20 protein-coding genes are annotated in these 19,501 nt (G+C 63.5%); 12 read left to right on the top strand and 8 right to left on the bottom strand.

Features of this window, described 5'->3' with window-relative positions; genetic code table 11:
- Positions 1 to 4 precede the first annotated feature (4 nt).
- From QHC67_RS09975 to gltB, 4 genes are all read left to right on the top strand, one after another.
- Entirely contained in the window at positions 5 to 814 is an 810-nt protein-coding gene (locus QHC67_RS09975; protein ID WP_319293857.1) for an undecaprenyl-diphosphate phosphatase, read from the top strand.
- A gap of 171 nt (positions 815 to 985) precedes the next feature.
- Positions 986 to 2,437: an NAD(P)-dependent oxidoreductase gene (locus QHC67_RS09970; RefSeq protein WP_319293855.1), complete on the top strand. Its 1,452-nt coding sequence runs from the start codon at positions 986 to 988 to the stop codon at positions 2,435 to 2,437.
- Complete coding sequence (locus QHC67_RS09965; RefSeq protein WP_319293853.1) at positions 2,437 to 3,156, top strand: DUF2059 domain-containing protein; 720 nt, start codon at positions 2,437 to 2,439, stop codon at positions 3,154 to 3,156. The genes QHC67_RS09970 and QHC67_RS09965 overlap by 1 nt, the downstream gene beginning before the upstream one ends.
- Positions 3,156 to 7,673 (top strand): glutamate synthase large subunit, encoded by a 4,518-nt coding sequence (gltB, locus tag QHC67_RS09960; protein ID WP_319293961.1) that lies wholly within the window; start codon positions 3,156 to 3,158, stop codon positions 7,671 to 7,673. The genes QHC67_RS09965 and gltB overlap by 1 nt, the downstream gene beginning before the upstream one ends.
- Before the next feature lie 128 nt (positions 7,674 to 7,801).
- Here the strand turns inward: gltB and QHC67_RS09955 are convergent, their stop codons facing one another.
- The gene (locus tag QHC67_RS09955; RefSeq protein WP_413818521.1) at positions 7,802 to 9,022 is read right to left on the bottom strand and encodes a phospholipase D-like domain-containing protein; all 1,221 of its coding nucleotides are present in this window, start codon (positions 9,020 to 9,022) and stop codon (positions 7,802 to 7,804) included.
- A gap of 98 nt (positions 9,023 to 9,120) precedes the next feature.
- On the opposite strand from QHC67_RS09955, the gene rpoZ reads away from it, so the two are divergent.
- Positions 9,121 to 9,465 carry a DNA-directed RNA polymerase subunit omega gene (gene rpoZ / locus QHC67_RS09950; RefSeq protein ID WP_319293849.1) on the top strand — a complete coding sequence of 115 codons (345 nt, stop codon included), beginning with the start codon at positions 9,121 to 9,123 and terminating at the stop codon, positions 9,463 to 9,465.
- A 121-nt stretch (positions 9,466 to 9,586) separates the two neighbouring features.
- Here the strand turns inward: rpoZ and QHC67_RS09945 are convergent, their stop codons facing one another.
- Complete coding sequence (locus tag QHC67_RS09945; RefSeq protein ID WP_319293847.1) at positions 9,587 to 9,904, bottom strand: 2Fe-2S iron-sulfur cluster-binding protein; 318 nt, start codon at positions 9,902 to 9,904, stop codon at positions 9,587 to 9,589.
- A gap of 101 nt (positions 9,905 to 10,005) precedes the next feature.
- Here QHC67_RS09945 and QHC67_RS09940 point away from each other — a divergent pair, with 101 nt between their 5' ends.
- Both QHC67_RS09940 and QHC67_RS09935 read left to right on the top strand, forming a co-directional pair.
- Positions 10,006 to 10,632, top strand: coding sequence for a DNA-3-methyladenine glycosylase 2 family protein (locus QHC67_RS09940; protein ID WP_319293845.1), 627 nt, complete (start codon positions 10,006 to 10,008; stop codon positions 10,630 to 10,632).
- Positions 10,633 to 10,698: 66 nt separating this feature from the next.
- A complete protein-coding gene (locus QHC67_RS09935; protein ID WP_319293843.1) occupies positions 10,699 to 10,938 on the top strand; it encodes a DUF2188 domain-containing protein in 240 nt (79 codons plus the stop codon).
- On the opposite strand, the gene QHC67_RS09930 is transcribed toward QHC67_RS09935, so the two are convergent.
- Positions 10,935 to 11,225 carry a 4a-hydroxytetrahydrobiopterin dehydratase gene (locus QHC67_RS09930; RefSeq protein ID WP_319293841.1) on the bottom strand — a complete coding sequence of 97 codons (291 nt, stop codon included), beginning with the start codon at positions 11,223 to 11,225 and terminating at the stop codon, positions 10,935 to 10,937. The genes QHC67_RS09935 and QHC67_RS09930 overlap by 4 nt on opposite strands.
- A gap of 67 nt (positions 11,226 to 11,292) precedes the next feature.
- On the opposite strand from QHC67_RS09930, the gene QHC67_RS09925 reads away from it, so the two are divergent.
- The 3 genes from QHC67_RS09925 to QHC67_RS09915 are packed head-to-tail and all read left to right on the top strand — an operon-like array spanning position 11,293 to position 12,946.
- A complete protein-coding gene (locus QHC67_RS09925) occupies positions 11,293 to 11,700 on the top strand; it encodes a metallopeptidase family protein (RefSeq protein ID WP_319293839.1) in 408 nt (135 codons plus the stop codon).
- The gene (gene ccmA, locus QHC67_RS09920; protein ID WP_319293837.1) at positions 11,697 to 12,302 is read left to right on the top strand and encodes a heme ABC exporter ATP-binding protein CcmA; all 606 of its coding nucleotides are present in this window, start codon (positions 11,697 to 11,699) and stop codon (positions 12,300 to 12,302) included. Before QHC67_RS09925 ends, ccmA begins: the two co-directional genes overlap by 4 nt.
- Positions 12,299 to 12,946, top strand: a complete 648-nt coding sequence (locus QHC67_RS09915) for a heme exporter protein CcmB (RefSeq protein ID WP_319293835.1) — start codon at positions 12,299 to 12,301, stop codon at positions 12,944 to 12,946. Before ccmA ends, QHC67_RS09915 begins: the two co-directional genes overlap by 4 nt.
- Before the next feature lie 662 nt (positions 12,947 to 13,608).
- Here the strand turns inward: QHC67_RS09915 and QHC67_RS09910 are convergent.
- From QHC67_RS09910 to QHC67_RS09895, 4 genes are all read right to left on the bottom strand, one after another.
- Entirely contained in the window at positions 13,609 to 15,414 is a 1,806-nt protein-coding gene (locus QHC67_RS09910; RefSeq protein WP_319293833.1) for an acyl-CoA dehydrogenase C-terminal domain-containing protein, read from the bottom strand.
- Between the two features lie 68 nt (positions 15,415 to 15,482).
- Positions 15,483 to 15,908, bottom strand: a complete 426-nt coding sequence (locus tag QHC67_RS09905; protein WP_319293959.1) for a MerR family DNA-binding transcriptional regulator — start codon at positions 15,906 to 15,908, stop codon at positions 15,483 to 15,485.
- Positions 15,909 to 15,953: 45 nt separating this feature from the next.
- On the bottom strand, positions 15,954 to 16,292 hold the full coding sequence (locus tag QHC67_RS09900) for a VOC family protein (protein WP_319293831.1): 339 nt from the start codon (positions 16,290 to 16,292) through the stop codon (positions 15,954 to 15,956).
- Positions 16,293 to 16,357: 65 nt separating this feature from the next.
- Positions 16,358 to 16,753 carry a DUF6456 domain-containing protein gene (locus QHC67_RS09895; RefSeq protein ID WP_319293957.1) on the bottom strand — a complete coding sequence of 132 codons (396 nt, stop codon included), beginning with the start codon at positions 16,751 to 16,753 and terminating at the stop codon, positions 16,358 to 16,360.
- Positions 16,754 to 16,922: 169 nt separating this feature from the next.
- On the opposite strand from QHC67_RS09895, the gene QHC67_RS09890 reads away from it, so the two are divergent.
- Positions 16,923 to 17,486 carry a helix-turn-helix transcriptional regulator gene (locus QHC67_RS09890; RefSeq protein ID WP_319293829.1) on the top strand — a complete coding sequence of 188 codons (564 nt, stop codon included), beginning with the start codon at positions 16,923 to 16,925 and terminating at the stop codon, positions 17,484 to 17,486.
- Positions 17,487 to 17,531: 45 nt separating this feature from the next.
- Positions 17,532 to 18,704 carry a glycosyltransferase gene (locus QHC67_RS09885; protein WP_319293827.1) on the top strand — a complete coding sequence of 391 codons (1,173 nt, stop codon included), beginning with the start codon at positions 17,532 to 17,534 and terminating at the stop codon, positions 18,702 to 18,704.
- A 531-nt stretch (positions 18,705 to 19,235) separates the two neighbouring features.
- Here the strand turns inward: QHC67_RS09885 and QHC67_RS09880 are convergent.
- Positions 19,236 to 19,501: hypothetical protein (locus tag QHC67_RS09880; protein WP_319293826.1), on the bottom strand; the 266-nt coding region annotated here is incomplete at its 5' end.

Genomic DNA, 19,501 nt, shown 5'->3' with positions numbered 1-19,501 from the left:
GCCTGTGACTACTGACATCCTGACGGCCATCCTCCTCGGCATCGTGGAGGGGCTGACCGAGTTCCTGCCGGTGTCCTCCACCGGCCATCTGATTCTCGCCAGCGAATTGCTCGGCTACGATGCGCAGCAATGGGCCATGTTCAACGTGGTCATACAGCTTGGCGCGATCCTGGCGGTGGTCGTCCTGTACTGGCGCACTTTCTGGGCCGTAGCGATGGGATTGCTGCAGCGTAATCCAACCTCTTGGCGCTTTCTGCGCAATCTGGTGCTGGCCTTCATTCCGGCGGCAGTGATCGGACTGCTGCTCCACGATCAGATCGAGATCATGCTGGGATCGCCGATGATCGTCGCCATTGCCCTAGTCCTTGGCGGCGTCGTGATATTGATTCTAGAGCGGGCGATCAAAAGCGCGAACATCGTCGGGATAGCCGATATTCCTGTTGCTCGGGTCATAGGGATCGGCTTCATCCAGTGCATCTCGATGATTCCGGGTGTCAGCCGGTCAGGTGCGACGATCCTGGGCGCTCTGGCGCTGGGCGTGGAGCGCCGCACGGCGGCGGAGTTCAGCTTCTTTCTGGCGATACCCACGATGTTGGGTGCGACCCTGCTGGAACTCGTCGACAAGCGAGAATTGCTGTTCAACGGCGGCATCAACTGGACCAACATCGCTGTCGGCTTTGCAGTGGCCTTCCTGGTTGCCGTGGTCGTGATCCGGTGGTTTGTCGGCATCGTATCGAAGCATGGGTTCGCGCCGTTTGCCTGGTATCGCATCTTGGCTGGGACGGGGGCCATGGCGTGGCTTCTACTCAGATAGATCCAGATCGGCCCTAAATCGCCTTTATTTCATGACTTCCATTCCATCCCACCAGCTAAATACCCTAATTAGGACAGTATGACTGCCCCACCCAGTGAAAAGCACGTGACTCCCGCGTCATCTTGAGCTATGTCGCCTCCGCCCCCTTATTTTGGCAGCGGAGTAAACAGGATGGCGGACACGCCGATGCTCAAGTTCGTGACCATGGGTCAGGCGTATCCCGCCAAACGCCCGGCCGACGCGCGTGCTGCGGATTTCGCGGAAATCAGCCAGAGCTTTCCCATTCCCGATGCAGAAGAACAGGCCTCGCGCTGCTCGCAATGCGGCGTGCCCTATTGTTCCACGCACTGCCCGCTGCATAACCACATTCCTGACTGGTTGCGCCTGACTGCCGAGGGGCGGCTGCGCGAAGCATATGAATTGTCGAACGCGACATCGACGATGCCGGAGATTTGCGGACGCATCTGTCCGCAGGATCGGCTTTGCGAAGGCAATTGCGTGATCGAGTTTTCCGGTCACGGCGCCGTCACGATCGGCAGCGTGGAAAAGTTCATCACCGATACTGCATGGAAGGAAGGCTGGGTGGAGCCGCTCGTTCCCGGCAATCCTCGCGGTCAGTCGGTGGGCGTCATCGGCGCGGGGCCCGCGGGACTGACGACGGCGGAATATCTGCGTGCTGCGGGATATGACGTGCATGTCTATGACCGGCATGATCGCGCTGGCGGCCTGCTGACCTACGGCATCCCCGGATTCAAGCTGGAGAAAGACGTGGTGATGCGCCGCGTCGATCGGCTGAAGGACGGCGGCATCGTTTTTCACGAGGGCTTTGAAGTCGGGCGCGACGCGACGATGGAGGAGTTGCGTCAGCGTCACGATGCGGTCCTGATCGCGACCGGCGTGTACAAGGCGCGGGACATCCGCGCTCCCGGCATAGGCGCAAAGGGCGTTATCAAGGCGCTCGACTTCCTCACCGCTTCCAACCGCGCCAGCTTCGGCGACAAGGTGCCGGAGCATGAGGACGGCACATTGCATGCTGCGGGCAAGCATGTTGTCGTCATCGGCGGCGGCGACACGGCGATGGACTGCGTGCGCACTGCCATTCGCCAGGGCGCCAAGTCAGTGAAGTGCCTGTATCGCCGCGACCGCGAGAACATGCCGGGATCGCAGCGCGAAGTCGCCAACGCCGAAGAGGAAGGCGTCGAGTTCGTCTGGCTCTCCGCACCGATCGCGTTTGAGGGCACCGAGCATGTGACCGGCGTGAAGGTGACGGGCATGCGTCTCGGCCAACCCGACGCATCGGGCCGCCGCGCGCCGGAACCCGATCCGGGCAGCGAATATACGATCGAGGCCGATCTGGTGATCAAGGCGCTGGGTTTCGATCCGGAGGACCTGCCCAAGATGTTCGGAGCCGATGACCTGTCCGTCACGCGCTGGGGCACGTTGCGCGTCGATCATAAGACCATGATGACGTCGATGGACGGCGTGTTCGCGGCCGGAGACATCGTACGCGGCGCATCGCTGGTCGTGTGGGCGATCCGCGATGGGCGTGACGTGACGGATCACATGCATAAATATCTGAAAGCCAAGGCGCGCGCAAAAGCGAGCGAGCGAGTGGCGGCGTGATGCGGCGCCTGGCTCTCGCGCTCCCGCTATTGATGCTGTCGGTGCCGGTCGGTGCGCAGGTTGCGCCTGTCAGTTCCGCGCTTACGACCGTCAATCCCGCGCTGCTGGCGAAGGCACGCCCGGTCGCCACCATCATCCTGCCCGATGGAACGATGGCGAAGATGATGGGACCGATGATGCAGAAGATCATGGGCCCGATGATGGACAGCTTCACCAAAATACCTGTCCATGAACTGCTCAAGGCCGGAGGAATGGATTCGGTGGAAGCCGACAAGCTCAACCCGGCCACGATCGATGAGATCATGGCGATCATGGACCCTAATTTTCGCAAGCGTATGGATATCATGATGAACAGCATGATGCCTGCCATCGGACAGTTAATGGGTCGTTTCGAGCCTGACATGCGCGAAGGCATGGCCGAGGCTTTCGCGAGCCGCTATGACGCGGCCGAACTGGACCAGATCAATGCCTTCATGAAAACGCCAGCCGGCGCCAAGTTCGGCAGCGGCTTCATGGAGCTGGCCACCGACCCGCATTATATAGGGAAGGTCCAGGCGATGATGCCCGCCATGATGCAGGCCATGCCGGAGATCATCAAGAAATCGACGGCTCAGATGGAAGCGCTGCCCAAGCCGCGCACCTACAACGATCTAACCCCAGCCGAACGCAAGCGCCTTGAGGCGCTCATCGGCGCAGACGCAAAGAAGGTCGCACAATGATGGACCACATGGAATCCGAACGCCTCCGCCTTGCCGAAGAAGGCATGTATCGTCCTGAGTTCGAGGGCGATGCCTGTGGCGTGGGCCTTGTCGCGGCGACCGACGGGAAGCCTTCGCGGCGCGTGGTGGCTTCGGCGATCGATGCGCTGAAGGCCGTCTGGCATCGTGGGGCCGTGGACGCCGACGGGAAGACCGGCGATGGCGCGGGCATCCATGTCGACTTGCCGGTGCGCTTCTTCGACGATGCGATAGCCGACAGCGGGCATAAGCCCCTGCCCAACCGGCTGGCGGTCGGCATGGTGTTCCTGCCGCGCACAGACCTGTCGGCGCAGGAGACATGCCGCACGATCGTCGAGAGCGAGATCATCGACGCCGGTTACAAGATCTATGGCTGGCGTCAGGTGCCGGTCGACGTGTCGGTGATCGGCGAGAAGGCGCAGCGCACGCGTCCCGAGATCGAGCAGATCATGATCGCCGGACCAATGCCCGAAGAACGCGACGTCGTGGAGTTCGAGAAGGACCTGTACCTGATCCGCCGCCGGATCGAGAAGAAAGTCGTCGCGGCGCAGATCAACGACTTTTACGTGTGCTCACTGTCGTGCCGATCGATCATCTACAAGGGGCTGTTCCTCGCGGAATCGCTGTCGGTTTTCTATCCCGACTTGCAGGACGAGCGGTTCGAGAGCCGCGTCGCGATCTTCCATCAGCGCTATTCGACCAACACTTTCCCGCAGTGGTGGCTGGCGCAGCCCTTCCGGACCTTGGCGCATAATGGCGAGATCAACACGATCCGCGGCAACAAGAACTGGATGAAGAGCCACGAGATCAAGATGGCCAGCCTCGCGTTCGGCGAGCAGTCCGAGGATATCAAGCCAGTGATCCCGGCGGGCGCTTCCGACACGGCGGCGCTGGACGCAGTGTTCGAGGCGATCTGCCGCGCGGGCCGCGATGCGCCGACCGCGAAGATCATGCTGGTGCCCGAGGCATGGCAGGCAGCCGACACGCCCGAATCGCACCTGAACATGTATAAGTATCTGGCGTCGGTCATGGAGCCGTGGGACGGTCCCGCCGCTCTGGCGATGACCGATGGCCGCTGGGTGGTCGCAGGTGTGGACCGCAATGCGCTGCGGCCGCTGCGCTATACGCTGACGTCGGACAATCTGCTGATCGTCGGCTCCGAAACCGGCATGGTCGTGGTTCCGGAGACCACGGTGCTGCGCAAGGGCCGCATGGGTCCGGGCGAGATGCTGGCCGTCGATCTGGCGGAGGGCGAACTCTATTTCGACCAGCAGATCAAGGACCGGATCGCGTCCGAGCGGCCTTATGCCGACTACGTGAAGGACTTCCTGTTCCCGAAGGATTTGCCCGCCCCTGCCCCCGATGCCTTGCCGGCGTGGGACAAGGCCGAGCTGACCCGGCGGCAGGTCGCGGCGAACATCACACTGGAGGATCTGGAGCTGATCCTTGCGCCGATGGTCGAGGATGCGAAGGAAGCTATCGGTTCCATGGGCGACGATACGCCGCTGGCCGTCATCTCCGACAAGCCGCGCACCGTAAGCCATTTCTTCCGGCAGAACTTCAGCCAGGTTACGAACCCGCCGATCGATCCGCTGCGCGAGCGGCATGTGATGAGCCTGAAGACGCGCTTCTCCAACCTAGCCAACATTCTGGAGGACGATGCCCAGCAGGGGCATGTGCTGGTGCTCGATTCGCCGGTGCTGACCTGTGCGTCGTGGACGCAGTTGAAGGCGCATTTCGGGGCGGCAGTGGCTGAGATCGATTGCACTTTCCCTGCCGAAGGAGGGCAGGAACAGCTGCGCGCCGCGATCACGCGCATCCGCGAGGAAGCCGAGCAGGCCGTGCGCGAAGGCCGCACCGAACTGTTCCTGACGGACGAGAATATCGATGGCACGCGCGTTGGCATCGCCATGGTGCTGGCGGCGGCGGCGGTGCATACGCATCTGGTGCGCCGGGGGCTGCGGTCCTATGCGTCGATCAACGTGCGCTCGGCCGAATGCCTCGACACGCATTATTTCGCGGTGCTGATCGGCGTCGGTGCGACGACCGTGAACGCCTATCTGGCCGAAGCCTGCATCGCGGATCGCCATGCGCGCGGGCTCTTTGGCGAGATCGCGCTGGACGACGCCATCGAGCGCTATCGCGTGGCGATCTGCGAGGGGCTGCTGAAGATCATGTCCAAGATGGGCATTGCGGTCATCAGTTCCTATCGCGGCGGCTATAACTTCGAAGCCGTTGGCCTGTCGCGGGCACTCGTGAACGATCTGTTCCCCGGCATGCCGTCGAAGATTTCCGGCGAAGGCTATGCGTCGCTGCATTACTCCGCAGTCCTGCGGCATGAGGCGGCGTATGACAGCTCGGTCGTGAAGCTACCGATCGGCGGCTTCTATCGTCAGCGCAACGGCGGCGAGAGCCATGCCTATTCCGCGCAGCTGATGCATCTGTTGCAAACGGCAGTCGCGACGGACAGCTATTCGAGCTACCTGCAATTCTCGCGCGGCGTAAAGGACCTGCCGCCCGTTTATCTACGCGACTTGCTGGAGTTCAACTTCGCGCGGGAAGCAGTGCCGATCGACGAGGTCGAGGCGACCACCGAGATCCGCAAGCGCTTCGTGACGCCGGGCATGTCGCTGGGCGCGCTCTCTCCCGAGGCGCATGAGACGCTGGCCATCGCGATGAACCGGATCGGCGCGAAAGCAGTCAGCGGCGAAGGCGGGGAGGACGCGAACCGCTTCAAGCCTTACGCGAACGGCGACAATGCGAACTCGGTGATCAAGCAGATCGCGTCTGGGCGCTTTGGCGTGCATGCCGAATATCTGGGCGCGGCCGAGGAACTGGAGATCAAGGTCGCGCAGGGTGCCAAGCCCGGCGAAGGCGGCCAGCTCCCCGGCTTCAAGGTCACGGAATTCATCGCGAAGCTGCGGCATTCGACGCCCGGCGTGACGCTGATCTCGCCACCGCCGCATCACGACATCTATTCGATCGAGGATCTGGCGCAGCTCATCTACGACCTGAAGCAGATCAATCCGCGCGCGCGGGTGTGCGTCAAGCTGGTGAGCCAGGCCGGGATCGGCACGGTCGCGGCGGGCGTGGCCAAGGCGCATGCCGACGTCATCCTGATCGCGGGGCATGTCGGCGGTACGGGCGCCTCTCCGCAGACCAGCATCAAATATGCTGGGACTCCCTGGGAAATGGGCCTGTCGGAAGCCAATCAGGTGCTGACGCTGAATGGCCTGCGTCATAAGGTGCGGCTGCGTACCGATGGCGGCCTCAAGACCGGGCGCGACATCGTGATCGCGGCGATACTGGGTGCCGAGGAGTTCGGCATCGGCACGCTCAGCCTCGTCGCGATGGGCTGCATCATGGTCCGCCAGTGCCACAGCAACACCTGCCCCGTCGGCGTGTGCGTGCAGGACCAGCGGCTGCGCGACAAATTCACCGGCACGCCGGAGAAGGTCATCAACCTGATGACCTTCATCGCCGAGGAAGTGCGCGAGATATTGGCGCGGCTTGGCTTCCGTAGTCTGGATGAAGTCGTCGGACGGACCGAGCTGCTGAAGCAGGTCAGCCGCGGCGCCGAGCATCTCGACGATCTGGACTTGAACCCGATCCTTGCCAAAGTCGACGCGACCGACGCCGAACGGCGGTTCAGCCTCGCGACGTTCCGCAACGATGTGCCCGACAGCCTCGACGCGCAGATGCTCAAGGACGCCAAGGCCGTGTTCGAGCGGGGCGAGAAGATGCAGCTTACCTACACGGTGCGAAACACGCATCGCGCAGTGGGCACGCGGTTGTCGTCCGAGATCACCCGGAAATACGGGATGACGGCGCTAAACGATGGGCATCTGACGGTGCGTTTGCGCGGGTCGGCGGGGCAATCGCTCGGCGCGTTCCTGTGCAAGGGCATCACGCTTGAGGTCTTCGGCGACGCCAATGACTATGTCGGCAAGGGCCTGTCCGGCGGCATCATCGCGGTGCGGCCGATGGTGAGTTCGCCGCTGGTGACGAAGGACAACACCATCATCGGCAACACGGTGCTGTACGGTGCGACGGCAGGCAAGCTGTTCGCGGCGGGTCAGGCTGGCGAGCGGTTCGCGGTGCGAAACTCCGGCGCGCAGGTCGTGGTCGAAGGCTGCGGCGCGAATGGCTGCGAGTATATGACTGGCGGCACGGCCGTCATTCTGGGCCACACCGGCGCGAACTTCGGCGCGGGCATGACGGGCGGCATGGCCTTCATCCTGGACGAGGACGCCAGCTTTGCGGCCCGCGCCAATCCCGAGAGCATCGTGTGGCAGCGGCTGGACAGCGCGCATTGGGAAGCGGTGCTGAAGGCGCTGATCGCCGAACATGCGATTCGCACCGACAGCCGCTGGGCGCATACGATCCTCGACGACTGGCATCGCTGGCGCGCGCATTTCTGGCAGGTGTGCCCGAAGGAAATGCTGAAGCGCCTGGAGCATCCGCTGAGCGACACCGAAACGGCCGTGGCGGCGGAGTAGCTCCATCCCTTCGCCCTGAGCGAAGTCGAAGGGTGGGACCAAGCATAAGCGAGGCTCCTTCGCTGCTCTCAGGTGAAGGGTTCGACTTCGCTCAGCCCGAACGGTCGAGAGGTCGGAGTCTTCCGCGCCTAGTCGGCGTTGGGATTGCGGAAGTTCAGGCGGCGCGTCACCGTGTAGTCGATCACGCCGACCAGCAGATAGCTGATCCAGCCTTTGAGCAGAGTCAGCGGGCCGCGCCGCGCTGCATAGATTTCAGGCGTGATCTGCTGGCTCTCCTGCTGGCGCCGGTCGATCATGCTGCGGACTTGCGCCGCAAAGGCCGCGTCCTCGATCCGCAACATGAGTTCGAGGTTCAGGAAAAGGCTCCGCATGTCGAAATTGGCCGAGCCGATATAGACTGCGTCGTCGATCACGATCAGCTTCGTATGCAGCTTGCATGGCTGATATTCGTAGATGGTGACGCCACGCTTCAGAAGCGGCCCGTACAGCAGCCGGGCGGCCGCAATCGTGGCGCCATTGTCGGACTTGGCGGGGAGGATGAGGCGCGCGCCTTTCCGCCGGGCGAGCCGCCCGAGGCGCTGCAACATGCCCCGGCCGGGCGAGAAATAGGCTTCGATCATGTCGAGCCGCTGGCCATTGTCTAGATCGTGCTTCACCACCTGCGCCCAGGGAGACAGCCGCCGCGTGGGACCGCCGATCAGCCAGTGAAACGGTCTGGTAGAGGCAGGCTTGCGAGGCGCCCGCCAGCGGCGAACGATGCCGCGCAACATGCGGAAACTCTGCTTGCGGCTGGCCGTCCAGCGCCAAAGCTGGCTGTACCAGCGGACCATCGCCGCGACCTCCGGCCCTTCGAGCAACAGCCCCAGGTCGCGCCAGCAGTTGTCGGCAGGCACGCCGAAATAAGCATCGCCCACATTGAAGCCGCCCATCAGCAGCCGCGCTTCGTCGGCAATGGCGATCTTCTGGTGATTGCGGATCAGGTAGCGCGTCGAGCGCCGCGCACCGAACCAGGCGAAGCGGCCGCCTGCCTGCACGAGTCCGTCGAAAAAGCCCGACTCCGCCGTAGCGCCTCCAAAAGCATCGACCATCAGCGTGACCTGCACGCCGCGGCGCGCCGCCTGGATCAGGTGCGCCAGCACGATCCGCCCGCTCCGGTCGCTCTCGAATATATAGTAGCACAGCTTCAGGCTTGCCTCCGCCCCGTCGATCAGGGCGATCAGCGCCGCGAGCAGGTCCGGCCCATCCTCGATCACCGTAAGTCGATTGCCCGCAAAGCTTCCCGATATCGATGCTGGAACGGACGACGGTGCCATGGGCGTGTCTTGCGCTGTTTTCAGCACGCTGGCCATAGCACGCTCATCGATCCCCCTACCGTTTCGTTGACTCATAGGTCCGTCGCTGCTAGCGGTTCCGCTTTCCATCATACTCAACACATCCAGGAGGCCCTATGGCCCGCGTTACCGTCGAAGATTGCGTCGACAAGGTTACTAACCGTTTCGACCTCGTCCTGCTCGCCGCCCAGCGCGCCCGCGAGATTTCGGGCGGCGCGGAGCTTACCGTGGATCGTGACCGGGACAAGAACCCCGTCGTTGCCCTGCGCGAAATTGCGGAGGAAACCGTCCTCCCGCATGAACTTCATGATTCGGTGATCGGCAGCCTGCAGAAGGTGCAGATCGACGATGACGACACGCCCGATGAAATCGGCTCGCTGGCGCAGTCGGCCGAGGCGCTGCGCCTCACCGCAGCCGCTCCGCCGCGCAACCAGAATATCGGTGGCGATTACGACGGCTGAACCAGTCGCGTAGGCGACAGCATCGGATAGCTTGCGAAAGAGCCCGCCTGCGAGAGATCGCAAGGCGGGCTTTTCATTTTCTGCGGACAGCCTGGCGGGACAGGACGTCCCGCCGCTTCCATCAATCTTCAGCAGCGATCGTGACGCGCAGGCCGTCCAGCGCCTCGGTCATGACCAGCTGGCACGAAAGACGGCTGGTCTCATTGCGGTGATCCGAACTGTCGAGCAGGTCGTTCTCGTCTTCGGTCATCGCGGGCAGCGCGTCGGCGAAAGCCGGGTCGGCGTAGACGTGGCACGTCGCGCAGGAACAGCAGCCGCCACACAGGGCCAGCAACTCGTCAAATCCATTGTCCCGGATGATTTCCATCACGGAAAGCCCGGCATCTCCTTCTACGGTCGACTCTTCGCCCGAACGGTTGACCACAATCAGCTTCGGCATATAGCACTCCCTAAACTCTTGATGCGCCTATCGCGGCTGACGGCCCGGAAATCAAGCGCCGTGCGCAATGTTGTGTCGAGCAAAGTACGGCGGGATCAATCATGGTGACCACTTCCGAAACGCTGCGCAGCAGCCTGGATGCACTGGCGGCCATCGAGCCGGGCTTTGCCGCGGCGTTGGGCCGCGTGGGCTATCCCCCTACCCGGATGCGTTCGCCCGGCTATGAGACCCTGTTGCGGACTATCGTAGGACAGCAAGTCAGCGTGGCAGCGGCGGCGGCGGTATGGGCGAAGCTGGAGGCGGAACTGGGCACGGGCTGCGGCGCGGATGTGCTGCTCAGCCGCGATCATGATGCGCTGCGGGCGTGCGGCCTGTCGCGGCAGAAGCAGGGCTATGCGCGCAGCCTTGCCGAACTTGTCCTGTCGGGCGAGCTGGACCTCCATGCCCTGCCGGACGATGACGAGGAAGCCATCGCCCAGCTGGTGCGCGTGAAAGGCATCGGCCGCTGGTCGGCGGAGATCTATCTCCTGTTTGCCGAGGGCCGCCCGGATATCTGGCCGGCGGGCGACCTGGCCGTGCAGATCGAGATCGGACGGATACTGGGCTGGCCCGAACGGCCGAGCGAAAAGGCGGTGCGCGACATCGCCGAGCGGTGGCGGCCGCACAGGGGCGCTGCCGCGATCATGGCGTGGCACCACTACAACACGAAGATGGACGTGCTGGGCTGATCGGCGAGCCCTTGCCCCGCCGGGGAAAGGCACCATCTTTAATCTATATTATCAACAGGTGCCACAATGTCCGAACAGTCATCCCTGCCCGCCGCCCGCTACATCGTCATCAACCATGATGGCGAGTGGAAGATCAATCTCGACAACCGCTATTATGGCCCGTTCAAGACCAAGGAGATCGCGGTCGACATGGCGATCGATACCGCCAAGAAGGCGGGCGCGGCGGGTTATCCCGCGTCCGCCCTGTTGATGACGGGCACGCGCTTCGAGTCGCTGTGGAAGAGCGATGACAAGGCCGAGAGCTAAGCCAGCAGCGCGTTGATCTGTGCTGCCAGGTCGACGTCGCGCTGCGAGAGGCCGCCCGCATCGTGCGTGGTGAGCATGATATGGACGCGGTTGTAGACGTTGGACCATTCGGGATGATGGTCGGCCTTTTCGGCGAGCAACGCCACGCGCGTCATGAAGCCGAACGCTTCCACGAAGCTGGCGAAGGAAAAGGTCCGGGAGATGCCGTCAGGATCATTGACGGGCGTCCAGTCGGGCAGGTCATTGAGGGCGACGGCGCGCAGGGCATCGTCCAGTTTCTCGATCATATGTGGTCGTCCTGATGGTGAAAGCGCGTCGCTGGCGCTGAAGGAGAGTCTCATCTATGGCGCAGCGATGAGCGATCAAGGTCAACCATTGTGCTTTGCGCCGGATGCGGCACGTATCGAGACGCTTGCCCTTGCCACCTTGTCCCGCCTGCCCGAGCCCTTTGCCGCGCATCTGGCGAATGTCGTGCTGTTCGTGGAGGATTTTGCGGACGAGGAAACGTTGCGGGCGATGGGGATCGACGATCCGTTTGAATTGACCGGGCTGTATTCGGGACGGCCGGTCGGCGACAGCGCGCAGACCGGCGACCTGCCGCCCAGCATCCATCTGTACAGGCGGCCGCTGCTGGACGAGTGGGTGGATACCGGTGTGTCGCTGGAGGCGCTGATCGCGCATGTCGTGATCCATGAGGTCGGACATCATTTCGGCTTTTCCGATGAGGACATGCACGCTCTGGAGGACATGGTCGCACCATGAGCGCTGCGTTCCTGCGGCTGGAGGACGTGGCCTGCATGCGCGGCGGGCGGATGCTGGTGACGGGCGTGACCCTGTCGCTGGCGGCGGGCGAAAGCGCGGTGCTGCGCGGGCCGAACGGGGTCGGCAAATCCAGCCTGATCCGGGCCGTCGCGGGGCTGCTGCCGGTCTTTGCGGGGCGCGTGTCGCATCAGGGCGCAATGGCGCTGTGCGACGAGGCGCTGGCGCTGGAGATGCGGGCGCCGCTGGGCCGGGCTTTGGGCTTCTGGGCGCGAGTCGATGGAGCGAAGGCGGGTGCAGTGGATGCGGCGCTGGAGGCGCTGGACCTGACGAAGCTGGCCGATGTGCCGGTGCGGATGCTCTCGACCGGGCAGCGCAAGCGGGCCGTGCTGGCGCGGGTGGTGGCGAGCGGCGCGCCGATCTGGCTGCTGGACGAGCCGGGCAACGGCCTGGACAGCGCGTCGGTGGCGTTGCTGGGCACAGTGATGAAGCGGCATCTCGCGGACGGCGGCCTTATCCTGGCGGCGTCGCATCAGGCGCTGCCAGCGGCGGAGGCAATGGATTTCGATGTCATGGCCTGGCGTCCGCTGGAGATGGAAGCGTGAGCGCGCTGCCTGCGCTGATCCTGCGCGATGCGGCGCTGGCCTGGCGGTCGGGGGGATTGTGGTTGCCGCTGGCGTTTCTGCTGCTGGTGGCGGCGCTGTTTCCCTTCGCGGTCGGTCCGGATGCGGCAGTGCTGTCGCGGACCGGCGGGGGCATGCTGTGGATCGCGGCGCTGCTGGCGAGCCTGCTGCCGGTAGACCGCCTCGTCGCGCCGGATCAGGACAGTGGCGTGCTCGATCAGCTGGTGCTGCGGGGGATAGGCGATGAGGTGATCGCGGTCGCCAAGCTGATTGCGCACTGGCTGAGCTTCGGCCCGCCGCTGATGGTGGCGGTGCTGCCTGCCGCCGCGCTGCTGAAGTTGAGTGCGAACATGATGATCCGGCTGGAGATCGGGCTGCTGCTGGGCACGCCTGCCTTGGCTGCGCTGGGGCTGATGGTGAGCGCGCTGACGGCGGGGTTGCGGTCGAGCGGGGCGCTGGCGGGGTTGCTGGCCTTGCCGCTGGCGGTGCCGCTGCTGATCTTTGGAGCCGGGTCGCTGGCCGATCAGAGCGGGAGTGCGTTGAAGCTGCTGGCCGCCTGTTCGCTGCTGCTGGTGGGGATCACGCCGTTTGCGGCCGGTGCGGCGATGCGCGCGGGGCGGGAGTAGCGGGCGGAGATTACAGTTGCCTTCGAAGGGGGAGAGGTAGCCTGGCTGCCCAGGCGTAGTGGTGGTGCCGATGAAGTATCATAGCGGCCCTCCCACTCCGTTCGCCCTGAGTTTGTCGAAGGGGCTCTGCTGAGCTTGTCGAAGCACCTTCACTTCGTTCAAGGGAAGGCTTCGACAGGCTCAGCCCGAACGGTTGGGAGAGTTGTGCGCGCGGTGAAGTGTAGCTTCATCCAACTTATCATCCTGGAGAAAGTTGGGCGTGTTGGATCGCGGCGCTTGGGCGCGCGTGTCCGGAAACTCATGAAGAAGGATGACGGTCGGCGCGTCCTTGCCTCGGTCACCCAGGCTCGACGACTTGGTAGTGGTAGTCATGATAAAGCGTCGAGGCTTTATGGTTTGGCATCCCGGCGGGTCTGCTGCTCCCTTTCGGGCATTTGGAGGCAATTACTGGTTAGCCGCTGACGCGACGCCCCTACAGTCCTCGGTACCAGGTATGCCGGCAGTGTTGCGGATATCCGTCTTCATGCTGGATGGTTCCGCGCCGACCGCTCCTGCACGACACCGCCGCGCAGGAACCTTCACTTGCCTTCGCCGTGATCAGGAGCGTTGGAAGTGAGGAAGCATATAACCTATATGGTTCATTGTGTCAAGGCCTGACTATGTCACGCCGCCGTCGCGAACATATCCGGGTCCAATGCCATCAGCGCCTCCGCGCCGCCTTCGATCTTGCGGCGAAGCGCGCCTGCGTCCGGCATGATCCGCTCGGCGAAATAGCGTGCGGTGACGAGCTTGGCTTCTAGGAACCTGGCGTCGCCCTCCCCTGCATCGAGCAGGCGCACTGCCGCGCTCGCCATCCGGAGCCACATCAGACCGACGGACACGATGCCCATGATGTGCATGTAATGATAGGCGCCGGCTCCCGCATTGTTGGGGTTCTGCATCGCATTCTGCATCAGCCACATCGTTGCGGCCTGTAGCTGGCCGTTCGCCTTCTCCAGCGCCTCGGCATAGGATGCAAGGCGCGGCTCGGCCTTGGCAGAGGCGACTTCCTCGGCGACGATCTTGAAGAACGCCTGCAGAGCGCGGCCGCCATTCTGCGCCAGCTTGCGGCCGACGAGATCCATCGCCTGAACCCCGTTGGTTCCCTCATAGATCTGGGCAATGCGGGCATCGCGGACATATTGCTCCATGCCCCATTCCTGGATGTAGCCATGGCCGCCATAGATCTGCTGGCAGGTCACGGCGATGTCGAAGCCCTTGTCGGTGCCATAGCCCTTGATGACCGGGGTCAGCAGCGAGATCAGGTCCTCCGCCGTCTGACGTTCTTCCTCGGTCTGCGCCAGTTTCGCGAGATCGACTTGCAAGGCGCCCCAGAGGCACAGTGCCCGCAGCCCCTCGGTCAGCGCCTTTGCGTCCATCAGCATCCGGCGCACATCCGGGTGGACGAACAGCGTGTCGGCCTTTTCGCCGGGTTCGGCAGGGCCGGTCAGTGCCCGGCCCTGCCGGCGGTCCTTCGCATATTGCACGGCGTTCTGGTAGGCGACTTCACCCTGCGCCAGCCCCTGAAGGCCAACGCCGAGACGCGCGGCATTCATCATGATGAACATCGCCGCGAGCCCCTTGTTCTCCTCGCCGACCAGCCAGCCCGTCGCGCCGTCGTAGTTCATGACGCATGTGGAATTGCCGTGGATGCCCATCTTATGTTCGATCGACCCGCAGGAAACTGCATTGCGATCGCCAGGCGTGCCGTCTTCGTTGACGATGAACTTCGGGACCACGAACAGCGAAATGCCCTTGCTGCTCTCCGGCGCGCCGGGTGTCTTGGCCAGCACCAGATGGATGATGTTCTCCGCCAGATCATGCTCGCCCGAGGAGATGAAGATCTTCGTGCCGGTGATCGCGTAGCTGCCGTCCGGATTGGGCACGGCGCGCGTGCGGATCATGCCGAGGTCCGTCCCCGCATGAGGCTCGGTGAGGTTCATGGTGCCCGTCCACTTTCCGCTCACCATATTGGGGACGTACTTCGCCTTCTGTTCGTCGGAACCCTTGGCGAGCAACGCGGCGGTCGCGCCTGCCGTCAGGCCATGATACATCTCGAACGCCTGGTTGGCGGAGAGCACATATTCGTCGAAGGCTGTAGCCAAGGCCGATGGAAGCCCCTGCCCGCCAAATTCCTCCGGAGCGTGGAGCGTCGTCCAGCCGCCCGCGACATATTGGTCATAGGCGTCCCTGAAACCCGTCGGGGTGGTCACGCTGCCGTCCGGGTGGCGGGTGCAGCCCTCCCGGTCGCCCACCTGATTGAGCGGGAAGAGCACCTCAGCCGCGAACTTCCCGCCTTCCCCCAGCACGGCCTCGACGATGTCCGGGGAGGCATTCTGAAAGCCCGGCAAGTTGGTGTAGCGGTCGATGTTCACGACATGGTCGAGCACGAACTTGGTGTCGCGGACGGGAGCGGTGTACGTGGGCATATGTCTCTCCAGAGAACTCTCTTATCGTTCCGGCCCACCTGAGGCCGGGTAGAACGCGTGTGCCAATCTCAACTGCGACTTCCGGCCCCCGCTTCCATGATCGATACGAACGCGGTCAGTTCCTCGACTGCGGATTCGATATCGGCCTTCTGCCGTTCAAGCAGGGCAATGCGCCCGCGGCATTTCTCCATGGCCACCCGGCGCTGGACTTCGCGGCCGTCATTGAGGTCATAGAGGTCGATCATCTCGCGGATATCGGCGAGGCTGAAGCCTACGCGTTTGCCCCGTAGTATCCAGGCGAGCCGGGCACGATCGCGGCGCGAGTAAATACGGGAGAGGCCCTGCCGCTCGGGCGCGATCAACCCCTCATCCTCGTAAAAGCGCAGGGCCCGCGCCGTCACGCCGAATTCCGTCGACAGATCGGAAATGCTGTACTGATCCCGCTCATCGAGATCAGGCATTTCGATGCCGGCTATCTGAATCATGTGCGTCATACCGGCAGCATAGTTGACGTTTACGTTCACGTCAACTCTGGGCAGCTAGTGGTTGCTCTGATAGACGCCTATTTCATGACCGGCAGGATCGACGATGTGGAAGCGCCTGCCGCCCGGATAGTCGAAGATCGGAATGCGGACCTTGCCGCCTGCAGCAGTAGCAGCTTCGAGGGCGGCCTCCAGGTCCTCCACTTCGATCAGCGGTAGGATGGCCGGTGCGGCGCCGGTTTCGTGCGCGTTGAAAGCGGCAGTCGTGGGGCCACCTTCGACCGCGGCATAGTCGCTGCCATAGTCTGTGAAGGCCCAGCCGAATGCCGCTTCATAGAAGCTGCGGACCGCGGGGAGGTTCGCTACGGAGAATTCGACATAGTTCAGCTTCGGCATGAGTGGGCTCCTCTGTTCCTGATATGTTCATAGAACCGTGGCCGCCGCGATGCAATCAGGACGCGCTAAAGACAATAATATTCCGCCACGCGGTCGAGGGCCAGCGTCAGCACCAGCTTTCCTGCGCGGCTGGGCCATGCAAGCGCTTTCTCTGCCGCGGCGATGCCTTCGCCCGCGCAGGCGACCCGCCACAATATGTCGGAGAGCCCCGGCCCTGCGGCGCGCATCGCAGCGGACACCCGGTCGCGCGCGGCCAGTTGCGACAGGCTGGCGTCCAGCGCGCGGGGAGCCGCTCGCCGCCCCTTGGCGATCGGCGCGGGGTCCCAGCGCATCGTGACCTGAGGGCTGAGCCCGGCGCGCTCCCAGTCCTGCCGCAGCAACTCCGCGGCTGCGAACTGGCGGTCGGTCAGCCTGCCCCGCGCGTGGAGCCAGGAGACGGGCGATTCGCCCAGGTTCACCATGACGATCCGCGGCTCGCCATCGGGGTCTTCTATGGTCCGGACAATGTGCGTCGGCGGCGGAAGGTGGTGGGACAATGGCGGCTCCGATAAAATGCGTTGGCTATTTTCCTTGCCAGAGGCGTCATTCTGTAGGACAGAGGAAAACCAGATGGGTTAAGCAGGTGACAGGATGATCACGCGGATACGCGATGTGCGCAAGGCAAAGGGACTGACGCTGGAGGATGTCGCGATGCGCTGCGATCCCCCGACGACCGCGCAGACCATCGGCAGGCTGGAAACGGGCATGCGGACCGTCTCGGTAGGATGGCTGAACCGGATCGCGAACGCGCTTGGCGTATCCTCCGCCGACCTGGTGGACATGCCGGGACAGGAAAGCGTCGCAATTGCCGCACTGGTCGGCCCGGAAGGCGCACGCGCGCCGACGCATCCGCAGGCGATCGTCGCGCCGGTCGCCAGCGCCGCAATGGTGGGCGTGCGGGTGCTCGCCAGCATCGGCGACTATCGCGGCGGCGACGAAATCTGGTGCGAGAAGATCGAGGCGGAGGATTACGGCAGAGCGCTCAACCGCGATGTGCTGGCCCCTCGGCCCGGCGGGCGGTTCCTGTTCGGGCGCCTGCTCGGGCGCGAAGCCGGGATGCTCCACATTCTGCCGCTGGGCGCGGGATCGCGGCAGCAGGTGCTGGCCGACCCTCCGTGGATCGCGGCCGCGACGCGCCTGATCCGGACGCTGTAAAACGCGACTAACGACCTGTTAAGCAAGCTGCTATAGTCAGGCCGAATGACCATTCGCGTCCTCATGCTGTCCACGCTCTTTCCCGACATCAGCCGCCCGAATTTCGGCGTCTTTGTCGAGCGACAGGCGCGTGAACTGGCAAGCCGCCCCGAAGCCTATGTAACGGTGATTGCACCAGTCGGCATTCCGCCCTGGCCCCTGTCGAATGCGGATCATTATCTGCCGCTCACGCGATTGCCGCAGAAGGAGCGCTGGCGCGATCTCACCGTCTATCGCCCGCGTTTCCCGATTTTGCCGAAGATCGGCGGTCGGTTCAACGTCGCGACGATGACGCGCGCGATCCTGCCGCTGGTACGCCGCCTGCATGGCGAGCGGCCGTTCGACGTGATCGATGCGAGCTTCTTCTATCCGGACGGGCCAGTGGCGGCGCGGCTGGCAAAGGCTCTCGGCATTCCGTTTTCCGTCAAGGCGCGGGGCGCGGACATCCATTATTGGGGGCATCAGCCTGCCACGCGAAAGGCCGTGCTGCGCGCGGGGCAGGAGGCTGCCGGGCTTTTGGCCGTGTCAGGCGCAATGCGCCGGTCGATGATCGCCTTGGGCATGGATGGCGAGAAGATCGGCGTACATTATACCGGCGTCGATCTGGAGCGGTTCGCGCCGCAGGATCGCGCCGCAGCCAAGGCGGAACTGGATCTCTCCGGCCCCGTCGTGCTGAGCGTCGGCGCGCTGATCCCGCGCAAGGGGCAATCGCTGCTGATCTGCGCCCTGCCCGCCTTGCCGGACGCGACGCTGATCCTGATCGGCGAAGGTCCGGAGCGGGCTTCCCTGCAAGCGCTCGCCGAACGGCTGGGCGTAGCGGATCGCGTGGGGATATTGGGCGCGGTGCCGCATGATCGGCTTCCGCAGTTTCTGGCGGCGGCGGACGTAATGGCGCTGCCCTCCGCGTCGGAAGGCCTGGCCAATGCCTGGGTGGAGGCCCTGGCATGCGGAACGCCGATCGTCATCAGCGACGTGGGCGGAGCGCGGGAATTGCTCGATCGCCCGGAAGCAGGGCGTATCGTGGGACGGGAACCGGCGGAACTGACCGCGGCTATGCGGGACCTGATCGACAATCCTCCCGAAAGGGACGCGGTGCGGGAGGCGGCGCTGCGGTTCACCTGGTCCGCGAACGGCGACGCGCTACTGGCGCATCTGCAAGGGGTTGCGGGCAAGGTTTAGGGGAGGATTGTGGGTTGGGGCCCCCGTCTGCCAAGGCAGGAATGGCGGGAAGCGACCATTTTCTGGCCCTCACAGCAGAGATACGGTCACTATGAACCGGACACTCGAACGGGCTGAAAATGCACTTTTCGCCTCATGAAGCAGTCTCGCTTCGCGTCGCAATCGAGGCCTGTCACGCCATCAGGACCAACTGAGGCGCACTTAACCGCTAGCAAATGCCCCTCAAGCCTAAATTCTATCTCTTTGCATTGCTTCGCGGGAACATATTTCCCGAAGTTCCATGTCCCGGTATGTCCGGCGTAACCATCGGGTATGGGGATATCTCCATTGAACCTCCCATCCACAAAAATGCTCATTTCGACTGCGTCAGGAATAGGGGCTATACCTGCGTATCCCCTCCCTCGATATTCACCGACGACATCGCGGGTCGTTATTGTCCGACCGTCACCAGCGGAGCAAGCGGTAGATATGAAGCTGGCGGCGAAGAGTGAAGCAAGCAATCGGCTGCTCAGCATAGAACATACTTCTTGTTCATTGTTTTTTGATTGCTTGCCACAAACGCGGCAATAGTCCTGACAATTCACAAGAAGGCTCAGAGCGCTCTATCCGGTCATCGCCATATTTCCCATTAAACCGGCAGATAACTGCTCTGCAAGGATAGCCCCCAAGTTCGTCGTATCCGTGCAGCGAACCGTAGGATTGCATGGCTTCCCTAATTAGCTGGGCACCTCTATCAACCTCGCGTTCTGACGCCTGTTTGGCAGCGGAGGGCTGATGAAGCGCTGCCTTTGCCAGTT

The organism is Sphingobium sp., assembly GCF_033795625.1.
Taxonomy (GTDB): Bacteria; Pseudomonadota; Alphaproteobacteria; order Sphingomonadales; family Sphingomonadaceae; genus Sphingobium.
Note: the sequence above shows the minus strand (reverse complement) of the source record. Positions and strands in the feature narration are given on the sequence as shown.

Coding starts and splice junctions, on each gene's coding strand:
- QHC67_RS09970 (WP_319293855.1), top strand. CDS start 986: ATGGCGGACACGCCGATGCTCAAGTTCGTGACCATGGGTCAGGCGTAT.
- QHC67_RS09965 (WP_319293853.1), top strand. CDS start 2,437: ATGCGGCGCCTGGCTCTCGCGCTCCCGCTATTGATGCTGTCGGTGCCG.
- gltB (WP_319293961.1), top strand. CDS start 3,156: ATGGACCACATGGAATCCGAACGCCTCCGCCTTGCCGAAGAAGGCATG.
- QHC67_RS09955 (WP_413818521.1), bottom strand. CDS start 9,022: ATGGCCAGCGTGCTGAAAACAGCGCAAGACACGCCCATGGCACCGTCG.
- rpoZ (WP_319293849.1), top strand. CDS start 9,121: ATGGCCCGCGTTACCGTCGAAGATTGCGTCGACAAGGTTACTAACCGT.
- QHC67_RS09945 (WP_319293847.1), bottom strand. CDS start 9,904: ATGCCGAAGCTGATTGTGGTCAACCGTTCGGGCGAAGAGTCGACCGTA.
- QHC67_RS09940 (WP_319293845.1), top strand. CDS start 10,006: ATGGTGACCACTTCCGAAACGCTGCGCAGCAGCCTGGATGCACTGGCG.
- QHC67_RS09935 (WP_319293843.1), top strand. CDS start 10,699: ATGTCCGAACAGTCATCCCTGCCCGCCGCCCGCTACATCGTCATCAAC.
- QHC67_RS09930 (WP_319293841.1), bottom strand. CDS start 11,225: ATGATCGAGAAACTGGACGATGCCCTGCGCGCCGTCGCCCTCAATGAC.
- QHC67_RS09925 (WP_319293839.1), top strand. CDS start 11,293: ATGAGCGATCAAGGTCAACCATTGTGCTTTGCGCCGGATGCGGCACGT.
- ccmA (WP_319293837.1), top strand. CDS start 11,697: ATGAGCGCTGCGTTCCTGCGGCTGGAGGACGTGGCCTGCATGCGCGGC.
- QHC67_RS09910 (WP_319293833.1), bottom strand. CDS start 15,414: ATGCCCACGTACACCGCTCCCGTCCGCGACACCAAGTTCGTGCTCGAC.
- QHC67_RS09905 (WP_319293959.1), bottom strand. CDS start 15,908: ATGACGCACATGATTCAGATAGCCGGCATCGAAATGCCTGATCTCGAT.
- QHC67_RS09900 (WP_319293831.1), bottom strand. CDS start 16,292: ATGCCGAAGCTGAACTATGTCGAATTCTCCGTAGCGAACCTCCCCGCG.
- QHC67_RS09895 (WP_319293957.1), bottom strand. CDS start 16,753: ATGGTGAACCTGGGCGAATCGCCCGTCTCCTGGCTCCACGCGCGGGGC.
- QHC67_RS09890 (WP_319293829.1), top strand. CDS start 16,923: ATGATCACGCGGATACGCGATGTGCGCAAGGCAAAGGGACTGACGCTG.
- QHC67_RS09885 (WP_319293827.1), top strand. CDS start 17,532: ATGACCATTCGCGTCCTCATGCTGTCCACGCTCTTTCCCGACATCAGC.